Consider the following 8408-nt stretch of genomic DNA (forward strand, 5'->3'; position numbering starts at 1 on the left):
AGCGGGGAAGGGTGGATCGATCGCCACGGGCGGCATTGACGTCCGCGGTTCTCATGCCCTTAATCGTAACGAAATTATCCGGGCCGAGTGGCGCGTAACATATCAGGGGATAAAGACGGGTTATGGACGTAAGGGCAGCCGTTGCATTTGAAGCGGGTAAACCGCTGGAAATCGAGACCGTACAGCTTGAAGGCCCGCGCGAGGGCGAGGTTCTGGTAGAAATCAAGGCCACCGGCCTGTGCCATACGGACAAGTTCACCCTGTCCGGCGCGGACCCCGAAGGGCTGTTCCCGGCCATTCTGGGCCATGAGGGCGCAGGCGTGGTGGTGGAAGTTGGCGCGGGCGTGAAGCACCTGCGGCCCGGCGATCATGTCATCCCGCTCTACACCCCGGAATGCCGGGAGTGTAAGTCGTGCCTGTCGCGTAAGACCAACCTGTGCACGGCCATCCGCAGCACGCAGGGCAAGGGCCTGATGCCCGATGGCACGTCGCGCTTTTCGTTCAGGGGGCAGCCGATCCATCACTACATGGGCTGCTCGACCTTTGCGAACTACACGGTCCTGCCCGAAATTGCTCTGGCCAAAATCCGTCCCGACGCGCCGTTCGACAAGGTCTGCTACATCGGCTGCGGCGTCACCACGGGTATCGGCGCGGTGCTGTTCACGGCCAAGGTGGAAGCCGGTGCGTCCGTTGTGGTGTTCGGGCTGGGTGGTATCGGCCTCAACGTGATCCAGGGTGCGAAGATGGTCGGCGCTGACAGGATCATCGGCGTGGACATCAACCCCGCACGCGAAGCGATGGCGCGCAAGTTCGGCATGACCGATTTCGTCAACCCGAACGATCTGGGGCCGGATGGCGATATCGTGGGCCATCTGGTGGAACTGACCGGTGGCGGGGCGGACTACTCGTTCGAATGCGTGGGTAATCCCACCCTCATGCGGCAGGCGCTGGAATGCGCGCATCGGGGCTGGGGCGTGTCCACCATCATCGGTGTTGCGGGTGCGGGGCAGGAAATCAGCACGCGCCCCTTCCAGCTCGTGACCGGACGGCGGTGGATCGGCTCGGCCTTCGGTGGCGCGCGCGGGCGTACGGACGTGCCCAGGATCGTTGACTGGTATATGGAAAACCGCATCAACATCGACGACCTGATTACCCACACCCTGCCGCTGGAGCGCATCAACGAAGGCTTCGACATGATGGCCCGTGGCGAGAGCATCCGTACCGTGGTGGAGTTCTGATATCATGAGCCAGACTGACACCACATCTCCCGTCACGACCCGTGAAGAGCATGCAAGCTGTGGCGGCAGGGTCGGGTTCTACGCGCATGCCTCCACCAGCCTTGGTCTGGAAGCCCGCTTTGGCCTGTTCCTGCCCCGGCAGGCGCTGGCAGGTGAACGCGTGCCGGTCGTGTTCGTGCTGGCGGGCCTGACCTGCACGGAGGAGACATTCCTTATCAAGTCCAATGCCGTGCGCTTTGCAGCCCGGCACGGGCTTGCGCTGGTTGCATCCGACACGTCCCCCCGTGGCGCCGGTGCGGCAGGGGAGGATGACAGCTACGATCTGGGCACGGGGGCCGGGTTCTACCTCGACGCCACAGCCGAGCCGTGGCGGGATCATTACCGCATGGGGACCTATATCGGTCAGGAACTGCCTGCATTGATCGAGGCAACTTTTCCGGTTGATGGCGCAAGGCGTGGGATCATGGGTCATTCCATGGGCGGTCATGGTGCGCTGGTCCATGCGCTACGGGCGCCGCAGGCGTGGAAGTCGGTTTCCGCCTTCGCGCCCATCTGCCATCCTGCTGCCGTGCCATGGGGTGAGAAGGCATTTACCGCCTATCTCGGTCCCGACCGGGCGACATGGGCGCGCGAGGATGCGACGCTGCTGCTGGAGGCCGGGCATACCCACCCGACGGAGATACTCGTTGATCAAGGGGAAGCCGACCAGTTCCTGCACGACCAGCTCAAACCCGAACTGCTTGAGGCAGCGGCGGCAAAGGCGGACCAGAAGCTGAAGCTACGCCAGCATGCGGCGTATGATCATTCCTACTGGTTCATCCAGTCCTTCATCGCCGATCATATCGACCATCACGCCGCCATCCTGAAGGCAGGCTGAACGGAAGCCCGCATCGGGGCGGGGCTGCGGGATCATTCCCCGATCAGGTGGAGGACGATCTCGCGCCGATGCGGGCGGCTGCGATGTTCAAACAGGTAAAGCCCCTGCCACATCCCCAGCACCGGCCGGCCAGCCGCGACAGGGATGGTTAGCTGCGTATTGGTCAGCATTGTGCGCAGATGGGCGGGCATGTCGTCGGGGCCTTCATCTTCATGGATGTAGCGCCCCGGTGCTTCGGGCACGAGGGATTCGAAATACCGTTCGATATCCTCGCGCACCGTGGGATCAGCGTTTTCCTGCACCGTAAGGGATGCGGATGTGTGGCGGCACCACAGGGTCAGCAGGCCGGTTTCGATCCCGCTGTCATGCACCCGGTCCAGAACCGGCCGGTCGATGGCGACCAGCCCCTTGCCACGGGTCGTAACCTGAAGGCTGTGCAGTTCCTGGCGCATGGTGCCGCCTTTCGTAGTTATTTCAGAAAGCCCACCAGCGTTTCCGCCTCGGATACGATGGGTTCCGCAATCGCACCGGCGCGGCGTGCGCCATCGCGCAGCGTATCGCACAGGAAGCCCGGCTCCTTCAGCAGTCGCTCCGTCTCCGATGCGATGGGGCTGATCGCGTTGACCACAACATCCGTAAGGGCGGTCTTGAACGGACCAAAACCCTGACCACCAAACTGGCCCAGCACATCAGCGATGGTCGTACCGGACAGCGTGGCGTAGATGGTGACCAGATTGCGTGCCTCCGGCCGGTTTTCAAGTCCCGCCACTTCTGATGGCAGGGGCTCGGAATCGCTTTTGGCGCGTTTGATCTTGAGCGCGATTGTATCCGCGTCATCCGTCATTTCGATCCGGCTCTGGGCGGACGGATCGGATTTGGACATCTTCTTGCTGCCATCGCGCAGGCTCATCACGCGCGCGCCCTGCGGCGGGATCAGGGCTTCAACCTGCGGGAAGAACTCAACGCCGTAATCATGGTTGAATTTCTGGGCGATGTCGTTGGTCAGCTCAAGGTGCTGTTTCTGGTCATCACCAACGGGTACCACCGTGGCCTTGTAGGCAAGGATGTCGGCAGCCATCAGGTCAGGATAGACATACAGCCCGGCGGAATGTTTCTCCCGATCCTTGCCTGCCTTGTCCTTGAACTGCGTCATGCGGTTGAGCCAGCCGATGCGTGCCACGCAGTTGAAGATCCACCCCAGCCGGGCATGCGCGCTGACGGCGGACTGGTTGAACAGGATATGGCGCTGCACATCAATGCCCGACGCAAGCAGGACGGCAGTCTGCGCCAGTGTCTGCTGGCGCAGCACCTTGGGGTCCTGCCAGGTGGTGATGGCGTGCATGTCCACCAGACAGAAGATACATTCATGATCCTGCTGCAATGCGACCCAGTTGCGTATTGCACCCAGATAATTGCCAAGCTGCGGGATACCGGTCGGCTGAATGCCGGAAAATAGGCGTTGCATGAAAACGTTTTCCGTTTTTTTGCCCGTACTGGTCAAGATGCGGGACGGTCAGGGCAGGGGATACGTGGCGTCAAGATGGCGGCGTTCTTCCGCCACCTTGCCCGATGCCAGTGGCTGGGCGCGTGCGGCGGCGACTTCCTCCGCCCGGAATACGGGGGCGGGGTAGGTATCGCCACGCGTGGCGAGATAGCTGAGGATGGAGGCGATTTCCTCATCCGACAGGTGGGCGCGGAAAGGTGGCATGGAGAAGTTGTAGTGCACGCCCTGAATATCCAGCGGACCGTTAAGGCCATTAAGCAGCACGTCAATCAGGTAATGCCTGCCTTCCGCCGTGGCGGCGATGCGGTCCACACGGCCCGATACGGGCGGGATTTCTCCCTTCATGCCTTCACCGCCATGGTGGCAGATACCGCAATTGGTGCGGTAGCGCGCGACCCCTTCCTGCCCATGGCGGGTGCAGCCCGCAAGCACGACCATCGCGCATACCATCACCGTCCTGTGCATGTGGCGCACAAGCATTCCGGTGTCCATACCCATTTCCGCTTTTCGCTTTCCTGTGCCGTTACATAAGAAAAAAGCCATTCACCCGATGGATGAATGGCTTTTCCGGCCTAGTGTCCGTTGGGTGCCACACCCAGCAACTGTATCTTGAAGATCAGCGGGCTGTCCGGCTGGATCACGCCCATGGATTTATGTCCGTAAGCCAGTTCGGGCGGGACATACAGCATCCATGTATCACCCACGTGCATCATCGGCACGGCTTCCTGCCAGCCCTTGATCACCATTTCCAGCGGCATCTGCATATAGGCGCCGTGGCCATGCTGGTCGGAACTGTCGAAGATGCCACCATCAGGCAGGCGGCCTTCATAGATCACCATGACACTGTCATTGATGGTCGGCTGCGGTGCGTCCTTCGGTCCGGATTTCAGGACCTTGTAGGCCAGTCCGTCCGGCAGTGTCTTGACGCCGGGCTGCTTGCGCACGTTGTCCATGAACTGCGCGGGGGTGAGTTCCGGCTGGTCATCCGCTTTCGAGCCGCCGCATGCCGCAAGCGGCAGGGCCAGCGCGCCCGCAACAAGAAGGGGAATGACACGCGAAAAACGTTTCATGACACCTCGGCCAGAAGTTGAAGAAGGAAGAACGGGCAACAGATCAGAGCGAACCGCCGCGGCGGCCGATCTGGGCGCCCAGCCGCAGCCGCAGCGCGTTCAGCTTGATGAAGCCCTGCGCATCGGCCTGATTGTATGCGCCTTCGTCATCCTCGAAGGTGACGACGCGGGTGTCATACAGGCTGTTGGGGCTTTCGCGGCCCACGCAGATCACATTGCCCTTGTATAGCTTGAGGCGGACGCGACCGGTCACGGAATGCTGGCTCTGGTCGATGAGCGCCTGGAGCATGCGCCGCTCGGGCGAGAACCACAGTCCGTTATAGATGATTTCGGCATAGCGTGGCATCAGGCTGTCCTTGAGGTGCATGGCCTCGCGGTCGAGCGTGATGCTCTCGATGCTGCGATGCGCGGTCAGCAGGATCGTGCCGCCCGGCGTTTCGTAAATGCCGCGCGACTTCATGCCCACGAAGCGGTTTTCCACCAGATCAAGGCGACCGATGCCGTTGTCGCGGCCCAGCTCGTTCAGGCGGGTGAGCAGGGTGGCGGGGGACATGGCGACGCCATTGATCGCAACCGGATCGCCCGAGACGAAATCGATGGTGATTTCGGTGGGCTTGTCAGGTGCGGCTTCCGGCGAAATGGTGCGCTGGAACACGATTTCCTCGGGGCCGACTGCCGGGTCTTCCAGCAGCTTGCCTTCGGAGGAGGAGTGCAGCAGATTCGCATCGACCGAGAAGGGGGCTTCGCCGCGCTTGTCCTTGGCGATGGGGATCTGGTGTTCCTCGGCAAAGGACAGCAGGCGCGTGCGCGATGTCAGGTCCCATTCACGCCACGGCGCGATGACCGTGATGTCGGGCTTGAGCGCGTAATAGGCCAGTTCGAAACGGACCTGATCGTTGCCCTTGCCGGTGGCGCCATGGGCCACGGCATCGGCGCCGACCTGTTCGGCAATCTCGATCTGGCGCTGGGCGATCAGCGGGCGCGCGATGGACGTGCCCAGCAGGTACTGCCCCTCATACAGCGCATTGGCGCGGAACATCGGAAAGACGAAGTCCTTGACGAAGGTCTCGCGCAGGTCTTCGACGAAGATTTCCTTCACGCCGAACATCTCGGCCTTGCGGCGGGCCGGTTCCAGTTCCTCACCCTGCCCCAGATCGGCCGTGAAGGTCACGACCTCGCAGTTATAGGTGGTCTGGAGCCAGCGCAGAATTACAGAGGTATCAAGACCGCCCGAATACGCGAGAACGACCTTTTTGACATCCTTGGCGGCCATGGAAGAACGCTCCTGTAGACAAAACTTTGACAATGCTTTGCCGGGTGAACCGGCGGCCTGTTCTCCTAGCACCCCATGGCGCGGGCGACCAGAAGTGAAGGGCGGATTTTTACGTCATTCCGCCGTATCGGGAGCATCATCCGTACGGGCGGCACGACGCACGCGCTGGCTTTCGGTGCGGAGCTGGCCACATGCGGCAAGGATATCGCGCCCGCGCGGCATGCGGATGGGGGAGGCAAAGCCCGCATCCATCACGATCTTCGCGAAGCGCTCAAGCTGTTCACGGGTGGAAGGGAGATAGCTGCTGCCGGGCCACGGGTTGAACGGAATCAGGTTGACCTTGGCCGGTATGCCCGAAATCAGTCGCACCAGTTCACGGGCGTCGGCTTCGCTGTCGTTGATCCCCCGTAACATGATGTATTCAAACGTGATGCGTCGCGCGTTGCTGGCGGCGGGGTAGCGGCGGCAGGCGGCAATCACCTCACGGATGGGATATTTGCGGTTCAGGGGCACGATTTCATCACGCAGGTCATCGCGCACCGCATGCAGCGATACGGCCAGATTGATGCCCAGTTCCGCGCCGCACTGGTCCATCATCGGCACCACGCCGGATGTGGACAGCGTGATGCGCCGGCGTGACAGCCCTATGCCTTCACCGTCCATGATGATGCGCATGGCCTTGGCCACGTTGTCGTAATTGTATAGCGGCTCCCCCATGCCCATCAGCACGATGGTGGACAGCAGGCGCGGGGTTTCCCCTTTCGGGCTGGGCCATTCGCCATAACTGTCGCGCGCGGCCATGAACTGCCCCACGATTTCCGCAGACCCGAGGTTGCGCACCAGTGCCTGCGTACCGGTATGGCAGAAGGTGCACGACAATGTGCACCCCACCTGCGAGGAGATGCAAACCGCGCCACGGTCTTCCTGCCGGTCGGGGATGTAGACGGTTTCCGCCTCCTGTCCGTCGCGGAAGCGGAACAGGAACTTGCGCGTAGAATCCTGCGATGTCTGTTCCGTCACTACGCCGGGACGACCGACGATAAAACGTTCGGCCAGCTTTTCCTGCAATGGGCGGGCGATGGAACTCATGCGTGAAAAATCGGTCACGCCCTGATGGTATATCCAATGCCACAACTGCTTGGTGCGGAATGGCTTTTCGCCAATTTCCACCATGATGTCCGTCAGTTCCTCACGCGAGAGGCCGACAAGGTCACGCCTGCCGTCGGGCAGGGCGGCGGTCGGCGGTGCGAACTGGGCCGACTTGGCGCGGATGCGCAGCCGTTCCTCGTCATTGAGGAGCGAGGCCGCCGCCCCGTCATGTGACCGGGAAGGTGAGGTTACGGGGGCTGCGGACATCACGGTGCTGCCTATGTTCTTCATGTCATTTATGGGGGAAGGGAACGCATCGCGTTCTTTTTTGCCTGTGTATCACAACCCGCATACGGGATGCGACAGCCGATCAGCCGTCCCGGCGCGCGGCGATCAGGAATTCCCGGTTGCCTTCCGGCCCGGTAATCGGGCTGGGATCAATGCCCAGAACCGTCCATCCGGGCAGGTCAGACCACCATTGACGGATCATTTCACATACTGCGTCATGCACTGCCGGGTCACGCACCACGCCCTTGGCGCCGACTGACTCCCGCCCTGCCTCGAACTGGGGCTTGATCAGGGCAATGGCCCATGCCCCCGGTGCGCACAGCGCCAGCCCAGCAGGCAGGACAGTGCGCAGGCCGATGAAACTGGCATCGCATACCAGCGCCTGCACCGGATCTGGAATGATGGTGGCATCCAGCGCCCGCGCATTGCATTTTTCCAGAACGACAACCTGTTCGTTGCTGCGCAGTTTCCATGCAAGCTGGCCGTGACCGACATCCACGGCATAGACCTTCGCGGCCCCTTCATGCAGCAGCACATCGGTAAAGCCGCCGGTTGAGGCGCCCACATCCAGACAGGTCAGCCCGGCGGGCGAAAAGCCGAAATGTTCCAGCCCATGCGCCAGCTTGATCCCGCCGCGCGAAACCCACGGATGGTCCTGACCCTTGAGCATGAGCGGCGTATCTTCCGCAATCTGCTCGCCTGCCTTGGCTATGCGCCGGTCGGATGTATAGACCAGTCCGGCCATGATGAGCGCCTGCGCCCGGGTACGGGTTTCCACCAGTCCCCGGTCCACCAGCATCTGATCGACGCGACGTTTCGCCATGCGCTTGCCTGCCCTGACCGAACCGGGTTCAGGCCATCTGCCGTGTCTGTGGCACGCCAAGCGCCTTCAGCGCGGTCGCCACGATTGCCGTCGCATCCAGCCCTGCCTCGATATATTGCGCATCCTGCGTGTTGTGGTCGATGAAGCGGTCGGGCAGGGTCATGGGGCGGAAGCGGACACGGTCAAGCAGGCCGGTTTTCGCCAGATGCGTCATGACATAGGACCCGAAGCCACCGACCGATCCTT

9 protein-coding genes and 1 pseudogene are annotated in these 8408 nt (G+C 62.0%); 2 read left to right on the forward strand and 8 right to left on the reverse strand.

The genetic code is table 11. The features are described from left to right. Positions 1-122 precede the first annotated feature (122 nt). Both ACBR42_RS13315 and fghA read left to right on the forward strand, forming a co-directional pair. Positions 123-1238, forward strand: a complete 1116-nt coding sequence (locus tag ACBR42_RS13315) for an S-(hydroxymethyl)glutathione dehydrogenase/class III alcohol dehydrogenase (protein WP_102323930.1) — start codon at positions 123-125, stop codon at positions 1236-1238. 4 nt (positions 1239-1242) lie between these two features. Further along, positions 1243-2115 (forward strand): S-formylglutathione hydrolase, encoded by an 873-nt coding sequence (gene fghA, locus ACBR42_RS13320; RefSeq protein ID WP_118963124.1) that lies wholly within the window; start codon positions 1243-1245, stop codon positions 2113-2115. Between the two features lie 32 nt (positions 2116-2147). Here the strand turns inward: fghA and ACBR42_RS13325 are convergent, their stop codons facing one another. The 8 genes and pseudogenes from ACBR42_RS13325 to ACBR42_RS13360 form a co-directional block, all read right to left on the reverse strand. After that, positions 2148-2567: a secondary thiamine-phosphate synthase enzyme YjbQ gene (locus tag ACBR42_RS13325; protein WP_371208317.1), complete on the reverse strand. Its 420-nt coding sequence runs from the start codon at positions 2565-2567 to the stop codon at positions 2148-2150. Between the two features lie 17 nt (positions 2568-2584). Continuing rightward, entirely contained in the window at positions 2585-3580 is a 996-nt protein-coding gene (trpS, locus tag ACBR42_RS13330; RefSeq protein ID WP_102323496.1) for a tryptophan--tRNA ligase, read from the reverse strand. A gap of 48 nt (positions 3581-3628) precedes the next feature. After that, positions 3629-4099 (reverse strand): cytochrome c, encoded by a 471-nt coding sequence (locus ACBR42_RS13335; protein WP_371208319.1) that lies wholly within the window; start codon positions 4097-4099, stop codon positions 3629-3631. A gap of 92 nt (positions 4100-4191) precedes the next feature. Then, entirely contained in the window at positions 4192-4689 is a 498-nt protein-coding gene (locus tag ACBR42_RS13340) for an FKBP-type peptidyl-prolyl cis-trans isomerase (RefSeq protein ID WP_102323498.1), read from the reverse strand. Positions 4690-4732: 43 nt separating this feature from the next. After that, complete coding sequence (locus tag ACBR42_RS13345; protein WP_102323499.1) at positions 4733-5962, reverse strand: argininosuccinate synthase; 1230 nt, start codon at positions 5960-5962, stop codon at positions 4733-4735. Positions 5963-6076: 114 nt separating this feature from the next. Next, positions 6077-7318: a 23S rRNA (adenine(2503)-C(2))-methyltransferase RlmN gene (gene rlmN / locus ACBR42_RS13350; RefSeq protein ID WP_110548416.1), complete on the reverse strand. Its 1242-nt coding sequence runs from the start codon at positions 7316-7318 to the stop codon at positions 6077-6079. Between the two features lie 103 nt (positions 7319-7421). Beyond that, positions 7422-8162 (reverse strand): TlyA family RNA methyltransferase, encoded by a 741-nt coding sequence (locus ACBR42_RS13355; protein ID WP_118963126.1) that lies wholly within the window; start codon positions 8160-8162, stop codon positions 7422-7424. Between the two features lie 28 nt (positions 8163-8190). Further along, positions 8191-8408, reverse strand: a pseudogene (locus ACBR42_RS13360) (1-deoxy-D-xylulose-5-phosphate synthase); the annotation flags it as partial.

The organism is Komagataeibacter sp. SM21, assembly GCF_041402665.1.
Classification (GTDB): domain Bacteria; phylum Pseudomonadota; class Alphaproteobacteria; order Acetobacterales; family Acetobacteraceae; genus Komagataeibacter; species Komagataeibacter saccharivorans.